At 72.5% G+C, this 20050-nt stretch carries 19 protein-coding genes; 12 read left to right on the top strand and 7 right to left on the bottom strand.

The genetic code is table 11. The features are described from left to right. Window position 1: 1 nt before the first annotated feature. The 4 genes from egtC (at window position 2) to FH608_RS02225 (ending at window position 4785) form a co-directional block, all read left to right on the top strand. Window positions 2-721 carry an ergothioneine biosynthesis protein EgtC gene (egtC, locus tag FH608_RS02245; RefSeq protein WP_139628084.1) on the top strand — a complete coding sequence of 240 codons (720 nt, stop codon included), beginning with the start codon at window positions 2-4 and terminating at the stop codon, window positions 719-721. 15 nt (window positions 722-736) lie between these two features. Further along, a complete protein-coding gene (gene egtD, locus FH608_RS02240; protein ID WP_139628083.1) occupies window positions 737-1717 on the top strand; it encodes an L-histidine N(alpha)-methyltransferase in 981 nt (326 codons plus the stop codon). 266 nt (window positions 1718-1983) lie between these two features. Continuing rightward, a complete protein-coding gene (locus FH608_RS52390; protein ID WP_226898870.1) occupies window positions 1984-3285 on the top strand; it encodes an aminotransferase class V-fold PLP-dependent enzyme in 1302 nt (433 codons plus the stop codon). Between the two features lie 150 nt (window positions 3286-3435). Continuing rightward, window positions 3436-4785, top strand: a complete 1350-nt coding sequence (locus tag FH608_RS02225; protein ID WP_139628082.1) for an MFS transporter — start codon at window positions 3436-3438, stop codon at window positions 4783-4785. A 173-nt stretch (window positions 4786-4958) separates the two neighbouring features. Here the strand turns inward: FH608_RS02225 and FH608_RS02220 are convergent, their stop codons facing one another. Next, complete coding sequence (locus tag FH608_RS02220; protein ID WP_139628081.1) at window positions 4959-5528, bottom strand: hypothetical protein; 570 nt, start codon at window positions 5526-5528, stop codon at window positions 4959-4961. Between the two features lie 234 nt (window positions 5529-5762). Here FH608_RS02220 and FH608_RS02215 point away from each other — a divergent pair, with 234 nt between their 5' ends. The 5 genes from FH608_RS02215 (at window position 5763) to FH608_RS02195 (ending at window position 10249) form a co-directional block, all read left to right on the top strand. After that, window positions 5763-6530 (top strand): hypothetical protein, encoded by a 768-nt coding sequence (locus FH608_RS02215; RefSeq protein ID WP_139628080.1) that lies wholly within the window; start codon window positions 5763-5765, stop codon window positions 6528-6530. Between the two features lie 18 nt (window positions 6531-6548). Further along, entirely contained in the window at window positions 6549-8054 is a 1506-nt protein-coding gene (locus FH608_RS02210) for a sensor histidine kinase (protein WP_139628079.1), read from the top strand. Next, entirely contained in the window at window positions 8026-8688 is a 663-nt protein-coding gene (locus FH608_RS02205; protein ID WP_139628078.1) for a response regulator transcription factor, read from the top strand. The genes FH608_RS02210 and FH608_RS02205 overlap by 29 nt, the downstream gene beginning before the upstream one ends. A gap of 70 nt (window positions 8689-8758) precedes the next feature. Beyond that, window positions 8759-9319, top strand: a complete 561-nt coding sequence (locus FH608_RS02200) for a DUF4956 domain-containing protein (protein ID WP_139628077.1) — start codon at window positions 8759-8761, stop codon at window positions 9317-9319. Window positions 9320-9400: 81 nt separating this feature from the next. After that, window positions 9401-10249 (top strand): polyphosphate polymerase domain-containing protein, encoded by an 849-nt coding sequence (locus FH608_RS02195; protein WP_139628076.1) that lies wholly within the window; start codon window positions 9401-9403, stop codon window positions 10247-10249. Here FH608_RS02195 and FH608_RS02190 read toward each other — a convergent pair. Further along, a complete protein-coding gene (locus tag FH608_RS02190) occupies window positions 10183-10569 on the bottom strand; it encodes a P-loop NTPase family protein (RefSeq protein ID WP_139628075.1) in 387 nt (128 codons plus the stop codon). The two genes, FH608_RS02195 and FH608_RS02190, sit on opposite strands and share 67 nt — an antisense overlap. A gap of 68 nt (window positions 10570-10637) precedes the next feature. Between FH608_RS02190 and FH608_RS02185 the strand changes: the two genes are divergently transcribed. Next, entirely contained in the window at window positions 10638-11225 is a 588-nt protein-coding gene (locus FH608_RS02185; protein WP_394367646.1) for a DUF6879 family protein, read from the top strand. An 85-nt stretch (window positions 11226-11310) separates the two neighbouring features. On the opposite strand, the gene FH608_RS02180 is transcribed toward FH608_RS02185, so the two are convergent. From FH608_RS02180 to FH608_RS02160, 5 genes are read right to left on the bottom strand one after another with little or no spacing between them, the layout of a single operon-like run. Further along, on the bottom strand, window positions 11311-12534 hold the full coding sequence (locus tag FH608_RS02180; protein WP_139628073.1) for an acyl-CoA dehydrogenase family protein: 1224 nt from the start codon (window positions 12532-12534) through the stop codon (window positions 11311-11313). Between the two features lie 9 nt (window positions 12535-12543). Next, complete coding sequence (locus FH608_RS02175) at window positions 12544-13524, bottom strand: ABC transporter ATP-binding protein (protein ID WP_139628072.1); 981 nt, start codon at window positions 13522-13524, stop codon at window positions 12544-12546. Beyond that, window positions 13514-15454 carry a dipeptide/oligopeptide/nickel ABC transporter permease/ATP-binding protein gene (locus tag FH608_RS02170; protein ID WP_139628071.1) on the bottom strand — a complete coding sequence of 647 codons (1941 nt, stop codon included), beginning with the start codon at window positions 15452-15454 and terminating at the stop codon, window positions 13514-13516. The genes FH608_RS02175 and FH608_RS02170 overlap by 11 nt, the downstream gene beginning before the upstream one ends. Continuing rightward, a complete protein-coding gene (locus FH608_RS02165; protein ID WP_139628070.1) occupies window positions 15447-16385 on the bottom strand; it encodes an ABC transporter permease in 939 nt (312 codons plus the stop codon). The genes FH608_RS02170 and FH608_RS02165 overlap by 8 nt, the downstream gene beginning before the upstream one ends. After that, window positions 16382-18010, bottom strand: coding sequence for an ABC transporter substrate-binding protein (locus FH608_RS02160; protein WP_139628069.1), 1629 nt, complete (start codon window positions 18008-18010; stop codon window positions 16382-16384). Before FH608_RS02160 ends, FH608_RS02165 begins: the two co-directional genes overlap by 4 nt. A gap of 109 nt (window positions 18011-18119) precedes the next feature. Here FH608_RS02160 and FH608_RS02155 point away from each other — a divergent pair, with 109 nt between their 5' ends. Together FH608_RS02155 and FH608_RS02150 are read left to right on the top strand one after the other, a co-directional pair. Then, window positions 18120-18764 carry a TetR family transcriptional regulator gene (locus FH608_RS02155; RefSeq protein WP_139628068.1) on the top strand — a complete coding sequence of 215 codons (645 nt, stop codon included), beginning with the start codon at window positions 18120-18122 and terminating at the stop codon, window positions 18762-18764. 220 nt (window positions 18765-18984) lie between these two features. Then, window positions 18985-20037, top strand: coding sequence for a 3-deoxy-7-phosphoheptulonate synthase (locus tag FH608_RS02150; protein ID WP_139628067.1), 1053 nt, complete (start codon window positions 18985-18987; stop codon window positions 20035-20037). Window positions 20038-20050: the final 13 nt, after the last annotated feature.

Genomic DNA, 20050 nt, shown 5'->3' with positions numbered 1-20050 from the left:
GGTGTGCAGGCACGCCGCCTGGCTGGGCGCCGCCCGCCCGCTCACCTCGCTTATCCAGGAGCCTGAGCACGGCCTGCTCAAGCAGTCGTACGCGCCGCGCCGCCAGCGCCAGGGCCTGATCAACGCCGACGGCTACGGCATGGGCTGGTACGACGGGGACCGCTCCGAGCCCGTGCGCTACCGCCGTACCGTGCCCATCTGGGGCGACGCCAACCTGCCCGGCCTCGCCCGCGCCGCCCGCTCCACGTGCCTGCTCGCGGCCGTGCGCTCGGCCACGGCCGGCATGCCCATCGAGGAGAGCGCCACCGCGCCGTTCGCCGACGGGGGCTGGCTGCTCAGCCACAACGGGCGCGTCGACAGGGACGCGCTGCGCGACCTCGCCGACGACCTGGCCGGGCAGGCCGAGAGCACCTGCGACGCCGCCTGGGTCGCGGCGGCCGTGTTCCTGCGCGGGCGCGCCGGGCTCGGCCTGGGCGCGGCGCTGGCCGAGGTCGTCGTCCACGCCGGGAAGAAGGACCCCGGCGCCCGCCTCAACCTGCTCGCCTGCGACGGCGCCTCCATCGCCGCGACCGTCTGGGGCGACACGCTCTTCTACCACCGGCACCCCGACGGCGTGCGCGTGGCCAGCGAGCCGCTCGACGACCTGCCCGGCTGGCAGGCCGTGCCGGAGCGCAGCCTGCTGACCGTCACCCACGACCGCGTGAACGTGCAGCCGTTGTGATCCAAGGAGACCCTGATGACCGTCAGCCAGTCGACCGTGCATGTGCTCAACCATCTTGACCGCGACTACCTGCGCCAGGCTCTCGAACGCGACGTCAGGACCGGTCTGACCGCGTCTCCCAAGTGGCTGCCGCCCAAGTGGTTCTACGACGCCGCCGGCAGCGAGCTGTTCTCCCGCATCACCCGGCTGCCCGAGTACTACCCGACACGGCGCGAGCTGGCCATCCTGCGGGCGCGGGCCACGGACCTGGCTGCGGCCTCGCGCGCCGACACGCTCGTCGAGCTGGGGTCGGGCACCAGCGAGAAGACCGAGCTGCTGCTGGAGGCGCTCGCCTCGGCCGGCACGCTCCGCGCGTACACGCCGGTGGACGTGGACGCCGTCACCCTGGAGGCGGCGGCGCGGCGGCTGGCCGGCCGCTTCCCCGGGCTGGACGTCCGGGCCGTGTGCGCCGACTTCGAGCGCCATCTGGGGCTGCTGCCGCGTACCGGGCGGCGGATGGTCGCCTTCCTCGGCGGCACGATCGGCAACCTCGAACCCGCCGCCCGCCGGGTGTTCATGAAGGAGGTGCGCGCCACGCTGCGGCGCGGGGACACCTTCCTGCTCGGGGCCGACCTGGTGAAGGACACCGGGCGGCTGGTGGCCGCGTACGACGACTCGGCGGGGGTGACGGCGGCCTTCAACCGGAACGTCCTGAAGGTGGTCAACCGGGAGCTGCGGGCCGACTTCGAGCCAGAGGCGTTCGAGCACGTGGCGCTGTACGACGAGCGGCACGAGTGGATCGAGATGCGGCTGCGGGCCACCCGCGACATGCGGGTGCGGATCGAGGGGCTCGGCATGACGGTTTCCTTCGCGGAGGGGGAGGAGACGCGTACCGAGATCAGCGCCAAGTTCCGGGTGGAGGGGCTGCGGCGGGAGCTGGCGGCGGCCGGGTTCCGGATCCGGCGCGCCTACACCGACCCCGACGGGGACTTCGCCCTGATCCTGGCGGAGGCATGAGCACCGAGGACGGCCGCGACCCACCGCCCGCCGGAACAACCCCCGGGCCGGACCGCTCACCGCCAGGACCCTCGCGGGGCCCTTCACCCGGCCCGGACCGCTCGCAAGCTCCTGCACCCGGGCCGGACCGCTCGCAAGCTCCTTCACGCGACCCGGGCGGCCCGGACGACCCGGACCGCTCGCGGGCCGCCGGATCGGGGCCTTCGGCGGCGCACTCCGAGCTGGACTCGCTGGTCGTCCGGGCCTGGAGGGGCGCGCGCAGCGTCATGCCGCCCGGGCACCTCGACGCCGCCGGCTGCAACGTGCCCAGCGACCGGGTCATGAACGCGGTCGTGTCGCACCTGCGGCTGGAGCGGGAGCGCGGCGGCTACGCGGCCGCGCCCGACCTCACCCCGGCCAGGTCGGCGCTGGCCGCGCTGGTCGGCGCGGGCCCAGAGGACGTGGCGTTCCTGGAGAACGGGACGGCGGCGATGGCCGCCCTCCTCGGCGGGTGGCGGCTCCCGCCGGGCAGCCGCGTCGGCTACGCGCGCACCGAGTACGGCAGCACCCTGATGCTGCTGCGCCACCTGGCCGCGCACCGCGGGTGGAAGCCGGTCGAGCTGCCGGTGGACGCCGACGGCCGCCTGACCCTGGAGGGTCTCGGAGCCGGGCTCGACCTGGTGATCGTCTCGCACATCGCCTCCCACCGCGGCATCGTGCAGCCGGCGGCGGAGATCGGTGCGCGGTGCCGCGCGGCGGGCGTCCCCTTCGTGCTCGACGTCTGCCAGTCGCTCGGGCACGTGGAGGTACGGGGTGCCAACGCCACCGCGTACGTGGGGACCTCCCGCAAGTGGCTCGCGGGGCCGCGCGGCGTCGGCTTCCTGATCGTGCCCGGCCTGACGCCGGCCATGGACGCCGCGGTCCCCACCCTCGGCGGCCACCTCTGGACGGACAGCGGCGAGCAGCCCGGCGAGCTGCCTGCGATGCCTTACGAGCAGTCCGGCGAGCTACGTGCCGGGCTTGGCGAGCGGATCGGCGAGCTACGTGCCGGCCTCGACGAGCAGCCCGGCGCGCTTCGCGCCGGCCTTGACGAGCGAGCCGCCGAGCATCGCGCACGGCCTGACGAGCAACCACAACAGTCCGGCGAGCCGCGTACCGGGCTCCACGAGCGGGTGGGCGAGCCGGTGCCGCAGCCCGGGGCGGTACGGTACGAGAGCTCGGAGGCGGCCATGGCAGCGCGGGCCGGGCTCGGCGTGGCCGCCGTCGAGCAGCACGCGATCGGCCCGGCGGCGATCCACGCGCACCTGGCCGAGCTGGGGCGCGCGGCACGCGGCGTGCTCGACGGGGCGGGCGGGTGGCGCGTGGTGGAACCGGCCGACGAGCCCTCCGCCCTGGTCACGCTCAGGCCGCCGCCGGGCGACACGGCGGAGGCCGCCGCGGCCCGGGCGGCAGAGGCGTCCCTGCTGGTCGGCGTCGTGCCGAGGACGCGGGCGCCGCTGGATCTCACCGAGCCGGTGCTCCGCGTCTCCCCGCCGCCCGGCACCCCCTTGGAGACCTTGGAGGCCCTGGCCCGCGTCCTGGCGCGCTGACCTTCTCGGCCCCACGGGCCCGGTGCGGTGATCGTGCCGCCGTCGACGCGGTGCGCAAATATCTTCAAGACCGAGCGGGTGCGTACGGCCGATGCTGAACGCGTGATCGCTCTTGCTCCTCCACCGGCGACAGCATCAGGCCGGGGCCGCATGCTCGCCGTACTGCTCACCGGGCAGGTCATGGCGTCCATGGACGGCTCGATCGTGTCGGTGGCCGCGGAAACCATTCGTGACGAGCTGGACGCCGGCGGTGCCGCGGTCCAGCTGATCGTGTCGGGCTACCTGCTGACCACCGGTGTGCTCATGGTCACGTGCGCGCGGATCGGCGACCTCATCGGGCAGCGGCGCGCGTTCCTGCTCGGACTCGGCTGGTTCACCGGCGCTTCGCTGCTGTGCGGGCTGGCCCCGGACGTGACCATGCTGGTGCTCGCCCGCGTCGCGCAGGCCGTGGGGGCGGCGCTGCTCACCCCGCAGATCTTCTCGCTCGTCCAGGTGCACTGGCAGGGGGCGGCACGCCGCAGGGCGATCGGCCTCTACAGCATGGTGCTCGCGCTGGGAGTCGCGCTGGGGCAGGTCGTCGGGGGGCTGGTCGTCAGCGCTGACCTGTTCGGCCTGTCCTGGCGGCCCGTCTTCCTGATCAATGTCCCGGTCGGGCTGGTCGTGCTGGCCGTCGGACCGCGCCTGCTGCCGCACCGCCGTACGGACGAGCAGGTACGTCCTGATGCGGGCGGGGTGGCGGTCCTGACCGTCGCCATGACCGCGGTCACCGTCCCGCTCATCTTCGGCCCTGACCACGGCTGGCCCGTTTGGGCATGGATCTCGCTGGGGTGCGGCGCCGCGCTGCTGGCCGGGTTCGTCCGCTATGAGGCCAAGGTCCCGCACCCGCTGCTGGACCTGGAGGTGCTGCGGCCGCATGGGGTGAAGCCGGGACTGGCGGCCTGCTGGATCAGCATGGGCTGCTACACCGTGTTCCTGCTCACCCTGACCCTGCATCTCCAGACCACGCTGGGCTACTCCCCGTTGCGAGCGGGGCTGGCGTTCGTCCCGTACGCGCTGGGGTTCGGCGCGCTCAGCCTGAGCTGGAACCGCTTTCCGCGGCGGCTGCGGCGCGCCCTGCCGATGGCCGGTCCGATCGCGTTCGCGGCCGGGGCGATCCTGCTGGTGCTCCTCTGCCGTGACCAGTGGCGGCCGGCCGTATCCGTACCGCTGCTGTTCCTCGCCGGGGCAGGACACGCCGCCGGGTACAGCCCGCTGATCGCGCAGATCACCTCGCTGGTCGCGCCGCGGCTGGCGTCGGCCGTCTCGGCGCTGAACTCCACCGGCCCCATGCTCGCCGGGGTGACCGCCGTCGCAGGGTTGGGGAGCGTTTACTTCGCGGCGCCCTCCTCGGCCGAGGGTCTCCTGCGGGTGGTCGCCGCGATCGCCGTCCTGCTCGCGATCGGCACGGCGTGCGCCATCCGGGTCGCTCTGGCGTGCCGGACCGCGGACCAGGCGGGGTGACGACGCGGACGTCCGGCGGGCGAGCCGCGACCCTTCCGCCCCACCGGAACGGTCACGCTCACCGCGGCCGGGCCCGCCGCCCCCGATGGCGGCGGCGGGCCCGTAGGGGCATGAGCCTCCTGTGCTTCCCTCCCGATGTCCACAGGTGACGCCCCGACGCACGCTGAACGTCCTTAGTTGACGCAGTCCTGGCTCAGCAGCCCCAGCGCCATCTCGTAGACCCTGCCCTTGTCGTCGAGCAGGAAGGAGTAGTACGCCTTCGGGTTGCCGGGGGCCTTCACGTACGGGAAGCCGCTCGCGGCCGTCTTGACCTTGGGATAGGCCTTCTTGATCTGCTTGTGCGTGGAGCCCAGGCCGATCCCCTGCGGGGTCCTGACATGCTTCGGCGCGAACATCACCGCCACGCCGCGCTTCTTGGAGATGTAGAGGCCGACGGAGTTGCGGTCGTTGCGGTGCGCCTTGAGGTCCCAGCCGCTGCAGGTCACGGAGTCGAGCCCGCGCTTGTGGACGACCTTCCCCGTCGCCTTGGCCGTCTTGGCGCTCATGCCCAGCTTGACGCCCCCGTACCCGTACGGACCGAACGCGGCACGGGCTGCGGTGGAGCCGTGCCGGGCGGGGGCCGCCTGCGCCGCGGCGGCGTCCCGGGTCTGAGCCGCGTGCGCGGCGGGCGCGAAGCCGGCCAGGGCCAGCCCCCCGGCCAGCGTCGCCGCCAGCGCGGCGCGGGTCATCGTGTGTGTGGTCATGCACGGTTGGACGGCGGATCGGGCACCGAGGTTCGCCAACCGCCCGAACCGCCCAGCCCGGTTTCGCGAGCCGCCGCCGGTGCCGGGTCGGTCGGCTCAGCGGACCTCGCTGGACGGTGCTGTGACGTCGATCCATATCATATCGTGATTATGCTGCGACGCGGCGTGTTCGGATGAGAGGTTTCTCATCTCTGCCTCAGCGTGGTCTCCTCGAAGGGCGTCAAGGTCGAAGTCATGAAGCATCGGGGAACGTGGGTCCTCTTCGCCCTGGGCGCGGCGATGGTCGGGTTCATCTCGGTGGGGCTGGTGCGGGCCGCCCACGACGAGCCCGAGCTCGGCGACTCCGTCGTCGTGTCCCCCACGTCCGCGGCGGGGGAGTCAGGCCCCGGCGCGGGCGCGGAGCCGGGCGCGAGCCGCGGTCTCGCGACGAGCGGCGAGCCGGAGGAGGACGACGACGAGGACTCGGCGCCCGGCGGGGACACGGTGCCACGGCCCGTCCCCGGCGCCGACCCGCCACGCCCGCCGGGCACGGCGCCGCACCACGCCACCGGCACGGAGTCGCAGCAAGCCGCCCGCGCCGAGACGCAGGGTGGCACCGGCGGGGAGCGGCAGGGGGCCACCGGTGCGGAGCGACACGGCGGCACCGGCGCGGAGCCGCGGCGCACCGCGAGCGCGAAACCGCGCAGCAGCCCGAGCGCGCGGCCGAAGCCCGGCGCGACCGGCGCGTCGCGCCCCGCCCTCTCTCGTCCTGCCACGTCACGCCCGGCCACGAGCGCCCGTCCCCGCGGGGACGACGCCGCCGTGCCGCCCGGGGCACGACCCACAACCGGCCGGACCGGGGCGGAGCCGGTCAGACCACCGTCGCCCAGACCCGTGGGCGACGATGACGGCGATGACGACGGCGGCGACGGCGACGACGACCGCGGCGGTGGCGGCGGCCTCGGTGGCGGCGACGATCGGGGTGGCAGTGGCGATCTGGGTGGCGGTGGCGACGATGACTGACCGGTTGACCGCATGCGGATGAGCGCCAGGGCCCGGATCGTGGGCTGGATGCTCGCCGTCGTCGGTCTGGCCCTGTCGGTCTCGATCTTCGCGACGTGGACGATCCTGCTGGCCCGCCTCGACGACCGGATGAGCCTGGAGCTCAGCAACGAGGCGGAGAAGCTGCGCCGCTACGCCGCGAGCGCTCGCGACCCGGCGACCGGCCACATGGTCACCGACGTCGAGGAGCTGCTCACCGGATACCTCGCGATCAACGCGCCCGACCGGTGGGAGACCTTCTTCAGCATCATCGACGGCAAGGCCGACCGGATCACCGCGATCCCGCCCCCCGTACGCCTCGACACCGACGACGCGCTGGTCGCGCGGCTGGCCAGGGCGACGAGGCCCGACGACGGCGAGGTCGAGAGCGCCAGGGGAACGGTCCATTACGCGGTCATCCCGGTCACGGTGCGTTCAGACCCGCGGCCGGGCCACTTCGTCGTGGCCATCCTCTACGACCGGCACCGCGACGAGATCGCGGACGCGATGCGGGTGCTCGGGATCTCCGCGCTGGCGGCGCTGGCGCTGGCGGGGGCGGCCGGGTGGTTCGTGGCGGGCCGGGTGCTGGCGCCGGTCCGGCTGGTCAGCCAGACCGCGGAGCAGATCAGCGACTCCACCGACCTCACGCGCAGGCTCGACGTGCCGGGCGACGACGACGTGGCCGCGCTGGCGGCGACGTTCAACCACATGCTCGACCGGCTGGAGCACGCCTTCGTCGTGCAGCGCCACTTCATGGACGACGCCGGCCACGAGCTGCGCACGCCGATCACCGTCATCCGCGGCCACCTGGAGCTCATGGGCGACGACCCGCGCGACCGCGCGGAGACGCTCGCCCTCGTCACCGACGAGCTCGACCGCATGAACCGCATCGTCGAAGACCTCCTCACCCTGGCCAAGGCGGAGCAGCCGGGCTTCCTCGACCTGCACGACGTCGAGGTGGCCGACCTCACGGTCAGCGTCGTCGCCAAGGCGCGGGCGCTCGGCAACCGGCGCTGGCGGGTCGACGAGGTGGCCGAGGCCCGCGTGCCCGCCGACCGCCAGCGGCTCACGCAGGCGCTCATGCAGCTCGTGGCCAACGCCGTCCGCCACACCACCGACGACGACCTGATCGCCGTCGGCTCGGCCGTCCGTGACAACCGGATCGAGCTGTGGGTACGCGACAGCGGCCCCGGGGTGGCGCCCGCGGAGCGTGAGCGGATCTTCGGCCGGTTCGTCCGCGGCGCGGGCCGGACCGTGATGTACGAGGGCGCAGGTCTGGGGCTCGCCATCGTGCGGTCGATCGCCGAGGCGCACGGCGGCAGCGTCAGGGTGACCGACGCGCCGGGCGGGGGCGCCTGCTTTGTCATGAACATCCCGATGTGGGACCTGTGGGGGGCGAGCGACGAGCCCCGCCCGCGCGCTCTGACCGCCGAGATGGGTCCTGTCCGTGTGGCTTGTGGTCATGGGGGAGGGGCCGGTGAACCGGATCTTGATCGCCGAGGATGAGGCCAGGATCGCGTCCTTCGTGGAGAAGGGGCTGCGGGCCAAGGGGTTCGTGACCGCCGTGGTCGGAGACGGCATCGCCGCCTACGACCTCACCTGCGCGGGCGGGTTCGACCTGCTGATCCTGGACATCGGGCTGCCGCTGAGCGACGGCTTCACGGTGCTGCGGCGGCTGCGGCAGGCGATGGTGACCATACCGGTGATCATCCTGACCGCCCGCGACAGCGTGAGCGACACGGTGGCGGGCCTGGAAGGCGGCGCCGACGACTACATCGCCAAGCCGTTCGCCTTCGAGGAACTGCTGGCGCGGGTGCGGCTGCGGCTGCGGGCCGACCGCTCGCCCGAGGTGACGGTGCTCCGGGTGTCGGACCTGTCGCTCGATCTGCGTACGCGTCGCGCCTATGTGGGCGGCCGGGGGGTGGACCTGTCCACCAGGGAGTTCGCGCTGGCGGAGATCTTCTGCCGCCACCCCGACCAGGTGCTGACCCGCGAGCAGCTGCTCAGCCACGTGTGGGGCTTCGACTTCGACCCCGGGTCCAACGTGGTGGACGTCTACGTCCGCTACCTCCGCCGCAAGATCGGCGCCAACCGGATCGAGACCGTGCGCGGCACCGGCTACCGCATGAGAGTGGCCTAATCATCGCCTCACCGTCGCCTCACCCCGCGCCGGCAGGCTGTTCATGGGCAGCACCACGGAGGGAGCGGTCATGACAGCCGGACTCGTAATGGATCTCGCCTCGGTCGTCGTCCTGGCCTACGGCCTCTACTACCGGCGACATCACCGGCGCGACCTGCTCTTCGCCTACGTGGCGCTCAACGTGGGCATCTTCGCGGTCGTATCGCTCCTGCTGGTCCAGCGGGTCGACATCGCCGTCGGCTTCGGCCTGTTCGGCGTGCTGTCGATCATCCGGCTCCGGTCCAGCGAGATCACCCAGCAGGAGATCGCCTACTACTTCGTCGCCATCGTCCTGGGGCTGGTCAACGGCATCGCGCAGGCGTGGCCGCTGACCGCCCTGCTGCTGGACGGGGTGCTGCTGGCGGTGATGTACGCCGCCGACCATCCCCGCCTGCTCGGCCGCACCCGCCACCAGGTCGTCACCCTGGACGTCGTCCACTCCGACCCGGACCTGCTCCGGGCCGACCTGGAGAGCCGGCTGCGCGCCCGCGTCCTCCACTACGTGGTCACCAACCTCGACTACGTCCGCGACGTGACCGTGGTGGACGTCCGCTACGCGGTCCCCCCGCACCAGCGCGCCGGCCTCCGGTGAGCGACACGGTGCTGCCGGGGCCGGGCCGGGCCGGGCCGGGCCGGGGCGGGGCGAGGCGGGGCGAGGGAGTGAGGAGGGGTGATGGTGGCTGAGCCGGACGCGAACGTGCTGCTCGCCGGGATCGCGGCCACGGTGCCGCCCGTCGGGCTGGAGGAGGTGCCGCGGCTGATGCGCCGGGTCGACCGCAAGTACATCGTGACGGCCCCGACCATGGCGGCGCTCGCGGCCGAGCTGGGAGACCGGTTCGCCGTGCTGCGGATCGGCGCGCGGCGGCAGTTCCGCTACACCTCCACCTACTTCGACACCCCGGGGCTGCTCACCTTCCACCAGCACCGGCAGGATCGGCGGCGCAGGTTCAAGCTCCGCACCCGCACGTACCTGGACGGGGGCGGGCGCTGGCTGGAGCTCAAGCTCAACGGCGCGCGCGGCGGCACCGACAAGCACCGCATCCCGTACGACGACGCGCCGGGCCGGGCGCTCACCCGGGAGGCCATGGAGTTCGTCCGCGACACGCTGCTCAGCGAGCTCCACCTGGTCGCACCCGAGACGCTCGCACCGGTGCTGTCCACCGACTACCGGCGCGTGACCCTCGTCGACGTCGCCGGCTCCGCGCGGCTCACGTGCGACACGGGGCTGCTCTGCCGCGACGGCGGCGCCAGCGCGCCGGCCCGGCGCGACCTGGTGCTGCTGGAGTCGAAGTCGGCGGACGGCAGGGCCCTGGTGGACAAGGTCCTGCGCGGGCTGGGCGTGCGGCCGGTGACCGTGAGCAAGTACTGCCTAGGGGTCGCCGCGCTCCGCGACCTCCCCGCCAACCGCTGGCATCCGGTGCTGCGCCGCTACCTCGCCCGCCACCCGGAAAAGCGTCAGGCATCGCTCGCATATTCGGAATGCCCGAGGGTTCTGGCCAGCACGTGCCGTACCGTCTCCTGAAGCGAGCTGTCCTGATGAATGACCGTTTCGTATCCTCCGGGAAGCAGGTCGCGTTCGACGTACCACTCGCGCATCACCTCCGCCCCGAACTCCACGCTCTGCGGGCGACCGGCGTGGCGGCGGAGCGTTTCCTCGAAGGGAATGTCGAAGGAGAAGAAGTGGCTCCGGCCCGGATGGTCGTCGCGGAGAGAGCGCAGCACGTCCTGGCTCACCAGCGCCAGGCCGCGCCTGCCGTACGCCTGCCGCAGCGCCCGGGCGACGCTGGTCTTGCCCGAGCCCGAGTTGCCGCGCAGGACGATCAGTTGAGTCGTGGGCGCCACCCGGGCGAGCGTAGTGCGTGGGAACGGGGGAGGGTTCGTGTGGCGAATTGCACGGGTACGGACACCATATGCTTGAGCGGATTCATGAAATATCGGGCTGCCGGCTCGACGCTGATGGATATCTTGACGATTTCTGGCCTAATTTCCGGAAAATTGATGACCTGGTGTGGAAACTGGAGCGCCTTCAGAGTTTCGAGGCCGCGGAGCCGAGCTGGGTGGCGATGATGGAAGGCGACCGGGCCCGCTCGCTCAAGCTGGTCGACGGCGAGCCCGTTTCGAGGGCGGCCAGGAGCACCGCACACAAGCGCATCCGCGTCGTCGAGCAGCCCGTCACCCCCTACCTGCGATGGGAGATGCACGTGCTGGCCACGCGGGTGGCGGTGGCCGAGGAGGTGCGGGTGCTCGACGCGGGCGAGGTGGCCGACCTGGAGATCGACCGGCCGCTGCCGGAGCTGGTCGTGCTGGGCTCGGCCGTCATGTACGAGGTGACGTACGACGACTCGGGGATGCACAGCGGCGCACGGCGGATCGACGACTCCGACGTGATCGCGGCGTGCCGTGGCGAGCTGGACAAGTTGTTCGCCGCCGGGGAGGATTTCCAGCCCTACTACGAGCGGGAGATCGTGCCCCTGCCGGCCCCACGGGTGACCGTCTGAATGACGAGTGGGGATTCGTCTCTTTGCCGGCCCCACGGGTGACCGCCTGATTGACGGGTGCGGTCCCGCGGGTGGCCGGATGGGGTTACAGGGGGAGGCCGCCGGTCGCTGAGCTGGTGGTGCCGGTGGCCTGGTAGGCGGCGATCGTGCGCTCCGCGATGCGCATCTGGTGGATCTCGTCGGCCCCGTCGGCGAAACGGGCCCAGCGCGCGTGCTGGAACATGCTCGCCAGCGGCGTGTCCGTCGAATACCCCAGCGCCCCGTGCACCTGGATCGCCCGGTCCACGATCCGGTTGAGACTGTTGGCCACGAAGTGCTTGGCCATCGACACCTCCGTGCGGAAGTCCTCGCCCTTGTCGATCTTGGAAGCGGCGTGCAGCACCATGAGCTTGCACTGGTAGAGCTCCATGGCCGAGTCGGCGATCATCCACTGGACGCCCTGCTTCTCGGCGAGCAGCGAGCCGTGGCTGTAGCGGTCGAGCGCGCGGCCGACCATCATGTCCAGGGCCGTCTCCGCCTGCGAGATCCAGCGCATGCAGTGCGCCAGCCGGGCCGGTCCGAGGCGGTACTGGCCGAGGCGGTGGCCGTTGCCGCGCCCGCCGAGGATCTGGCTGCCGGGCAGCCGCAGGTCCTCGATGACGATCTCGCTGTGGCCGGTGGAGCCGTGCATCGTCTCGACCTCGCGCACGTCGTTCCAGCCCGGATGGGGCAGGTCCACGAGGAAGGCGGTGTTGGCGCCGCGCGAGCCCTCCGGCACGTCGTGCTCGGTCCTGGCGATGAGGATGGCGAAGCCGGCCCGCCGGGCGTTGGAGATGAACCACTTGTGGCCGTTGATGACCCATTCGTCGCCGTCCCGTACGGCCGAGGTGCGGATCAGGGTCGGGTCGGAGCCCGCCACCTCCGGCTCGGTCATGGCGAAGCACGACATCGTGGTGCCCTCCAGGAGGGGGCGGAGGTACTTCTCCTTCTGCTCGTCGGTCGCCCAGTGCAGCAACGTGTGCATGTTGCCCTCGTCGGGGGCCTGGCAGTTGAGCACCCACGGGCCGATGCGGGTCTTGGCCGCCTCCGACTGCACCATGGCCAGCTCGACGTGGCCGAGCCCCATGCCGCCCCACTCCTTCGGCATGTGGGGCAGCCACAGGCCCGCGGCCTTGGCCAGGGAACGCAGGTGGAAGATCGTGCGGAGGTACGCGTCGCGGTCGCCCTCCTCCACCTTCTCCATGGCGGGCTTGACGGTCTCCTGGATGAAGGCGCGCACCCGCCCGCGGATCTCCACGTGCTCGGGGGCGAGGGTGAAATCGATGGCCATGCTGCTCCTCTAGCGTGAATCGGTGGGGTAGTGGCAGGCGAGCCAGTGGTCCTCGCCGACCTGCCGGATCTGGGGCTCCTCGCTCGCGCACCTGGCCCCGGCGCGGGGGCAGCGCGTACGGAAGCGGCACCCGCTCGGCGGGTCCACCGGGGACGGCGGCTCGCCGCTGATCAGGGTGCCGGCCGGCGGGAGGTCGGGGCCGCCGCCGGGGATGGAGGCGATCAGGGCCCGCGTGTACGGGTGCGCCGGCGCGGAGATCAGCTCGGCGCTCGGCGCCAGCTCGCACACCTTGCCCAGGTACATCACCATGATGCGGTCGCTGACGTTCTTGACCACGGCCAGGTCGTGGGCGATGAAGACGAGCGTGAGCCGGTAGCGCTCCTTCAGGTCCTCCAGCAGGCCGAGGATCTGCGCCTGCACCGACACGTCCAGGGCGGACACGGGCTCGTCGCAGATCACCACCTCCGGGTCGAGGACCAGCGCCCTGGCGATGGAGATGCGCTGGCACTGCCCGCCGGAGAACTCGTGCGGCCGGCGTACCGCCGCGGCCCGCGGGTCGAGACCGACCGCCTCCAGGACCTCGTCCACCCGGTCGCCCGGGAGGTCCCACACGCGCGGGCCCTCTTCGACGATCTCGCGGACGCGGCGGCGCGGGTTCAGGGAGGAGATCGGATCCTGGAAGATCATCTGGAGGCGGCGGCGGGTCCTGCGCAGGGCCTCGCCGCGCAGGGCGGTCAGCTCCAGGCCGTCGAGCCGCACCGAGCCCGAGCGCGGCGGCGGGAGCTGGACCAGCGCCCTGGCCGCGCTCGACTTGCCGCAGCCCGACTCGCCGACGATCCCGAGCGTCTCGCTCCGCGCCAGGTCGAAGCTCACGCCGGAGACCGCCCGCACGGTGCGGCCGCGGCCCGCGGGGAACTCCACGACCAGATCCTCCACCCGCAGCAGCACCTCGTCACGAGGACGCAGGTGCGCGCTTCCGCTACCGGCCACGGCTGTCCGCCCCTTCCACGACGACCTCATCGAGCGGGTACCAGCAGGCGTACGAGCCGGTCAGCGGCGGCGCCTCCCGCGCGCAGCGATCCTCCGCGTACGGGCAGCGCGGCTGGAAGGCGCACCCCGGCGGCAGGTCCGCCAGGTCCGGCGGCCGGCCGGGGATGACGCTCAGCCGGTGGTGCACCGGGTCGGACAGGCGGGGCGCGGCCCGCAGCAGCGCCTCGGTGTACGGCATGCGGGGCCGCGCGAACACCTCCGCCGCCGGACCCCGCTCCACCACCTTGCCGGCGTACATCACGATCACCTCGTCCGCCCAGCGCGCCACGAGGGACAGGTCGTGGCTGACCAGCACCATCGCCATGTCCCGCTCCTCCCGCAGCCGGTGCAGCAGCCGCAGCACCTGGTCCTGGACGGTGACGTCGAGCGCGGTCGTCGGCTCGTCGGCGAACAGCACGTCGGGCCCGCACGACAGCGCCATCGCGATCGTCACCCGCTGCCGCATGCCGCCGGAGAGCTGGTGCGGGTAGCGGCGCAGCATGCGCTCGGGGTCGGGGATGCCGACGGAGGCCAGCAGCCGCGCCGCCTCGGCGCGGGCCTGCCTGCGGCCCATGCGCAGGTGCACCCGCAGCGGCTCGGTCACCTGGGTGCCGATCGTGCGGACCGGGTTCAGCGCGGTCATCGGGTCCTGGAACACGGTCCCGAGCCGGGGCCCGAGGACCGAGCGCATCTCGGCGGGGGTGCGGGCGGTCAGGTCGTCGCCCGACAGGTAGACGTGCCCGCCCCTGACGGAGGAGCCGGGCAGCAGGCCGAGGATCGAGCGGATCAGCATGGACTTGCCGGAGCCCGACTCGCCCACGACGGCCAGCGTCCTGCCGCGTTCGAGGGTGAAGGAGACGCCGTCCACGGCCCTGACGACGCCGCGCGGCGTGACGAGGTGCGTGCGCAGGTCCTCGGCCTGCAGCAGGCAGCCGGCGCGCACCTCGTGCGGCGCGGACGGCAGCGGGGCGGCGCCGGCCTCCCGCACCGGCTCCAGGCCGCTCTCCCGCACGTCCGTCAGCGCCCTGAGCCGGTCGCCGACCAGGTTGAACGAGAGCACGGTCAGGAACATCACCAGCGAGGGCGCCAGCACCACGTGCGGCGCGGTCTCCAGCAGCGTGCGGCCCTCGTTGATCAGCCCGCCCCAGGTGGGGGTGGGCGCCTGGACGGACAGGCCCAGGAAGGCCAGGCCGCCCTCGGCGACCACGACCACGGCCATCCCGATGAACGCGTACGACGCCGCGGGCACCGCCACGTTCGGCACGATCTCCCGCCACAGGATGCGCCGGTCGCGGGCGCCCAGCACGCGGGCGGCCAGCACGAACTCGCGCTCGGCGTAGGTGAGGGTGGCGCCCCTGACCAGCCGTACCCAGGAGGGCACGCCCAGCACGCCGAGGACGATGAGCACGTTGCGCAGGTTGGCCCCGGCGAAGGCCACCACGGCAAGCGCGAACACCAGCGCGGGGAACGCCTGCGCCACGTCGTTGACCGCCATGATCACGGTGTCGGCGGCCCGGCGCCGGTAACCGGCCAGGATGCCGAGCGGCGCGCCGATGCCCAGGCCGAGCAGCACGGCGCCGACGCCCACGCCCAGCGAGACGCGGGCGCCGTGGACGACCCTGCTCAGCACGTCGCGTCCGAGCCCGTCGGTGCCGAACGGGTGCGCGGCGCTGGGCCCGGAGCGCGGCGGCCCGGCCAGCGTCTCGTCGTAGCGGGCCAGCGGCAGCACGTCGGCCAGGACGGCGGCCAGCAGCACCAGCGCGATCCAGCCGGCCGCGGCCCAGAAGCCGGGCCCCATCCGCCCGAGCACGCCCGCCGCACTCCGGGAGCCGGGCCTCGTCCGCCCGAGCACGCCGGTGGCCTGGGAATCGGGTCCGGGCCGCCTACGCACGCCGGATCCTCGGATCGACGGCGGCGTACACCAGGTCCACCGCGAAGTTGACCGCCACGTAGCCGACCGAGATCAGCACGACGCCTCCCTGCACCGTCAGGTAGTCGCGGGAAAAGATGGAGTCGACGATGAGCCGCCCGACGCCGGGCAGCCCGAAGAGGGTCTCGATGATCACCGTGCCGCCGATGAGCGCGCCCAGGTTGAGGCCGACGGCGGTGATCAGCGTGATCGCCGACGGGCGCAGCGCGTGCCGCCACAGGATGCGGCGCGGTGACAGGCCGCGGGCGCGCGCCAGCGTGATGTAGTCCTCCTGGAGGGTCGCGATCAGGTCCGTACGCAGCAGCCGCGCGTAGACGGCGAGCTGGCCGCAGCCGAGCGTGATCGCCGGCAGGATCACGGAGGTGAGGTTCCAGCCCAGGTCGAGCGAGAGCGGGGTCCAGCCGGTCGCCGGCACCACCTGCCAGGTGACGGCGAAGACGAGGATCAGCAGCACGCCGAGCACGAAGACCGGGGTGGACAGCAGGGCGAAGCTGACCGCGGTGAGCGCCTGGTCCAGGGCCCGGCCGGCGCGGCGGGCGGCGGCCACGCCCACCGGGATCGCCAGGCCCAGCGCGATGACCTGCGCCGCGACCAGCAGCTCCAGGGTGACGGGCAGCCGCTCGGCCAGCGCGCTCGCGACCGGCGCCCTGGTGATGTACGACTCGCCGAAGTCGCCGGTGACCAGCCCGCCGAGCCAGCCGAGATAGCGCACCAGCAGCGGCTGGTCCAGCCCGAGGTCCTGGCGGAGCTGCGTGCGCGCCTCCTCGGTCGCCGACAGGCCCAGGATCTGCGTGACCGGGTCTCCGGGCAGCAGGTTGAGCAGCACGTACGACAGGAAGGTCACGACGAGCAGGACCGCCAGCAGCCGGACCAGCCGGTTCACGATGATCACTGCGGGTCCACCCAGAGCTGGTAGAACGGGTGGTACGGGATGGGCGACCCGGTCACCGGCAGCCCCTTCTCGCCGTCCGGCAGCACGTGCTCGCCGATGCCGTGCACCTTCGTCCTGGCCACGACGGACCCGGTGTTGAGGTGGTCGACGAAGACGTACGGCACGAGGTCCCGCAGCCGCTCCTGCACGGTCGCGTACGCCTTGGCGCGCGCGGCCTCGTCCGGGGCGGTGCGGCCGACGTCGAGGGCGTCGCTGAGCCGCTTGTCCTTCAGCCGGGTGAAGTTGAGCGAGACGGAGCCGACAGGCCGGGCGTACGCCTGGTGCAGCCAGATGTACTCGCCGTCGGGGTCGGGCGAGGAGAACGCGGTCCACACGGTGGCCGCGAAGTTGCCGGTGACGGCCCGGTTGATGAGGTCGGCCTGGTCGGCCTGCTTGATCGACACGTCGATGCCGGCCTTGCGCCACATGTCCTGGGCCAGCTCGATGCCCTGCATGGTGTTGGGATCGGGCGTGGAGATGATCTCGAAGCGGATCGGGCCCTTCTCCGCCTCCACCTCCTTGACCAGGGCGGTCGCCTTGGCGAGGTCGTAGGCGGGGTAGTCGCCGCCCTCGGCGTACCACTTCGCGTCCTTGGACCAGGGGCCGTCGGCCGGCTCGGTCAGCCCGCCGCGCAGGGTCGAGATGACCGTCTCGCGGTCGGTGGCGTAGGCGAGTGCCCTCCGGACCCGCAGGTCGTCGAGCGGGGGCACGGCGGTGTTGAGCATGAACATGTACTCGGCCACGGCCATGCCCTGCGAGCGGTGGACGGTGTAGGCGTCCTTCTGCCCGCCGTACTTGGCCAGGTCCTCGTCGCGGGTGGTGCCCATGGCGTCGAGGCCGCCGGAGTCGAGGGTCTGGGCCCGGGTCTGGCTGTCGGGCAGGATGCGGAACTCGATCTCGTCCAGGTACGGCAGGCCCTGCCGCCAGTAGTGCGGGTTGCGGGTGACGACCATGCGGTTGTCCGGCACGTACTCCTTGAACAGGAACGGCCCGGTGCCGACCGGTTTCTGGCTGGCCGCCTTGGGGTCGGAGAGCGAGGAGGGCGGCACGATCATGCCGACCTGCGCGTCCAGGTAGTAGGGGAAGACCACCCACGGCTGCTTGAGGTCGACCTTGACCGTCATCGGGTCCACCAGCTCGAAGGACTCGACCGGCGCCAGCACCGCCGCGTTGAGCGGCGAGGCCTTCTGCGCCTCCAGGTTGGCCTTGACGATGTCGCCGGTCAGGGCGATGCCGTCGGAGAACGTGATGCCCTCCCTGACCTTGATCGTCCACTCGTCGTGCGCCTCGTTCGGGGTGATCGACTCGGCCAGGTACGGTTTCCAGTCGCCGTCGGCGTCCACGCTCGTCAGGGTCTCGATGATGGTGCCGGCCATGCTGTAGCTCTGTCCCGCGAACTGATCCGTGATCGGGTTGAAGCCGTTGGCATCCGCGCTCAGCCCGTAGACCAGGCGCCCGCCCTTCACGGGCCCTGTCGCCTCAGGTGACCCGCCGCCCTGCGGCGTGGCGACCGGCCGCTGGCCGCTGCATGCCACCACCACCGCCGCGACCAGCACCAACGCGGCGGGCGTCCTCCAGCGTTTCATCGCGCCTCCTCCCGGTCAGTCCCCCGAGAGCAATTTCACCGATAGTACTATCGGTGAAAAACCGCACAAGAGCCGCGAGACAATCGTTACTGGAGGAGGGAGGGCATCGATGACGAGCACGCCGCTCAGCAGGAGCGAGGCCAAGGACCTCACCAGGCGCAAGCTGATCAAGGCCGCGCTGGCCATCCTCGACGAGGAGGGCGAGGCCGGGCTGACCACCGTCAAGGTCGCCAAGGCCGCCGGCATCGCTCAGTCGAGCTTCTACGTGCACTTCAAGGACATGCAGGACCTCCTGCGGGAGCTCGCGGAGGAGGGCGGCAGGCGGCTGCGCCGGGCGATGCGGGAGGCGCGGAGCAAGGCCCGCGAGGCTCCCAGCGACCTCGACCGCCACCGCGAGACCTTCCGCATCCCGCTGGAGGCCATCTGCCGCCACCCCGAGCTGCTCCGCATCCAGATGCGGGCCAAGCACGACCCCTCGTCCTCGCTGCGCGCCTTCGCCCTGGAGACGTCCGCCGCCTACCGCGAGCACCACGCCGCCGACCTGGCCGCCCTCGGCTACACCGCCGACGACGAGCGTGACAGGCGGCGCCTGGAGATGATCGCCGAGGGCATCAACGCGGCCACCAACGCCCTGGCCATGGGCCATCTGGAGGGCCGCTACCCCGATCTTGAGGAGGCGGCCGACATCCTGGTGGCCCTGTCGAGGGGCGCGCTGCGGCTGCTCAGGTCCAGCGCGGCCGAGCGGTCGACTTGAGCCACGCCGGGTCGTGCTGGTACGGTTCACGACATGCCGCTGGTCAGTCGATTTTGGCGTTATGTGCGGGCTCCGGGTGGGGCCGAGCGTCACATGCGCTGATCGACTGTTCATCCGGAGCCCAAGGCAGAGAGATACCTCTCTGCCTTTCGTCATGTAGGCGGGCGGCTCCGGACCCTCGGTCGTGGGCCGCGTCGCCACCGAGCGCAGAGAGCAGGCCATGACCGCCACCAGGGATCTACGCATCACCTCGTTCGAAGCCTTGAACACCCCCGCGCAGCTGCGCGCGGAGCTGCCGCTGGGACCGGACAGGGAGGCGTTCGTCGAGGCGAGCCGCCGTGCCGTCCGTGACATCCTCGCCGGCCGTGACGACCGGCTGCTGCTGGTCATCGGCCCGTGCTCCGTGCACGACCCGGACGCCGCGCTCGACTACGCCCGCCGCCTGGCCGAGGCCTCCCGTGACCTGTCCGACGCCCTGTGCGTGGTCATGCGCGTCTACTTCGAGAAGCCGCGCACGACCATCGGCTGGAAGGGCCTGATCAACGACCCGGACATCGACGGCGGCCACGACGTGCGGCGCGGCCTGCACCTCGCCCGCACCGTGCTCCTCGACGTGCTCGCCACGGGGCTGCCCGTCGGCTGCGAGTTCCTCGAACCCACCAGCCCGCAGTACATCGCCGACGCCGTGACCTGGGGCGCGATCGGCGCGCGCACGCCCGAGAGCCAGGTGCACCGCCAGCTGTCCTCCGGCCTGTCCATGCCGGTCGGGTTCAAGAACGCCACCGACGGCGACGTGCAGGCGGCCATCGACGGCGTGTACGCCTCCTCCCACCCGCAGGTCTTCTTCGGCATCGACGACGACGGGCGGGCCGCCGTGGTCAGCACCACGGGCAATCCCGACTGCCACATCATCCTGCGCGGCGGCCGCGGCGGCCCCAACTTCGACCCGGAGTCCGTGCGCGACGCGCTCAAGCTGCTGCGCAAGGCGGAGCTTCCCGAGCGGCTGGTCGTGGACGCCAGTCACGGCAACAGCGGCAAGGACCACGTGCGCCAGGCCGCCGTGGTCCGGGAGCTGGCCGCCCGGATCTCCGGGGGCGAGGAGGGGATCGCCGGGCTGATGGTGGAGAGCTTCCTCGTCCCCGGCCGGCAGGAGCCCGGCCCGCGCGAGGGACTGACGTACGGGCAGAGCATCACCGACGCGTGCGTCGGCTGGGACGAGACGGAGCAGCTCCTCGACGTCCTGGCGGAGGCCGTAAGGGCCCGCAGAGCTTAGGACGTGGCGGCGG

This window comes from Nonomuraea phyllanthi (assembly GCF_006334985.2).
In the GTDB taxonomy this organism is placed as follows: domain Bacteria; phylum Actinomycetota; class Actinomycetes; order Streptosporangiales; family Streptosporangiaceae; genus Nonomuraea; species Nonomuraea phyllanthi.
Note: the sequence above shows the minus strand (reverse complement) of the source record. Positions and strands in the feature narration are given on the sequence as shown.

Excerpts from the sequence above, each read along its gene's own strand:
- egtD (WP_139628083.1), top strand. The coding sequence starts at position 737 with ATGACCGTCAGCCAGTCGACCGTGCATGTGCTCAACCATCTTGACCGC.
- FH608_RS02185 (WP_394367646.1), top strand. The coding sequence starts at position 10,638 with ATGCTTGAGCGGATTCATGAAATATCGGGCTGCCGGCTCGACGCTGAT.
- FH608_RS02200 (WP_139628077.1), top strand. The coding sequence starts at position 8,759 with ATGACAGCCGGACTCGTAATGGATCTCGCCTCGGTCGTCGTCCTGGCC.
- FH608_RS02195 (WP_139628076.1), top strand. The coding sequence starts at position 9,401 with ATGGTGGCTGAGCCGGACGCGAACGTGCTGCTCGCCGGGATCGCGGCC.
- FH608_RS02225 (WP_139628082.1), top strand. The coding sequence starts at position 3,436 with ATGCTCGCCGTACTGCTCACCGGGCAGGTCATGGCGTCCATGGACGGC.
- FH608_RS02150 (WP_139628067.1), top strand. The coding sequence starts at position 18,985 with ATGACCGCCACCAGGGATCTACGCATCACCTCGTTCGAAGCCTTGAAC.
- FH608_RS52390 (WP_226898870.1), top strand. The coding sequence starts at position 1,984 with ATGCCGCCCGGGCACCTCGACGCCGCCGGCTGCAACGTGCCCAGCGAC.
- FH608_RS02155 (WP_139628068.1), top strand. The coding sequence starts at position 18,120 with ATGACGAGCACGCCGCTCAGCAGGAGCGAGGCCAAGGACCTCACCAGG.
- FH608_RS02215 (WP_139628080.1), top strand. The coding sequence starts at position 5,763 with ATGAAGCATCGGGGAACGTGGGTCCTCTTCGCCCTGGGCGCGGCGATG.
- FH608_RS02210 (WP_139628079.1), top strand. The coding sequence starts at position 6,549 with ATGAGCGCCAGGGCCCGGATCGTGGGCTGGATGCTCGCCGTCGTCGGT.
- FH608_RS02220 (WP_139628081.1), bottom strand. The coding sequence starts at position 5,528 with ATGACCACACACACGATGACCCGCGCCGCGCTGGCGGCGACGCTGGCC.
- FH608_RS02160 (WP_139628069.1), bottom strand. The coding sequence starts at position 18,010 with ATGAAACGCTGGAGGACGCCCGCCGCGTTGGTGCTGGTCGCGGCGGTG.
- FH608_RS02180 (WP_139628073.1), bottom strand. The coding sequence starts at position 12,534 with ATGGCCATCGATTTCACCCTCGCCCCCGAGCACGTGGAGATCCGCGGG.